The following is a 265-nucleotide window of genomic DNA, read 5'->3' as shown; positions in this document are numbered from 1 at the left end:
GGAGCAGAAGGCCGTCGTCGGTAAGGAGTTCCTGTTCCAGCCGGGCAACTGTACCAAGCATGTGCTTGTCGTTGTAGGGAAGAAAGCCGACTTGAGGCATGACCAGCAGCGCTGCGTCTGTTTGCCGTCCGCCGTAGGTCTGGGTGAAGGAGTGGATGCTTCGGTCGAATCCCTCCCGCATGATCTCTTCACGCAGCCGCTCGCGGAGATGTTCCCATTTCCTGGCATCCCCCGGTAGTCCATGGATCTGGACGGCCCGGATCCC

The 265-nt window shown here is 60.4% G+C and carries 1 protein-coding gene; it reads right to left on the bottom strand.

Features of this window, described 5'->3' with window-relative positions:
• A partial coding sequence (locus SB772_RS41890) for a glycoside hydrolase family 15 protein (RefSeq protein WP_410838760.1) occupies window positions 1-265 on the bottom strand: 265 nt, incomplete at both ends.

This window comes from Paraburkholderia sp. SIMBA_030 (assembly GCF_046535245.1).
Classification (GTDB): domain Bacteria; phylum Pseudomonadota; class Gammaproteobacteria; order Burkholderiales; family Burkholderiaceae; genus Paraburkholderia.
This window is presented reverse-complemented; position numbering and strand designations above follow the sequence as displayed.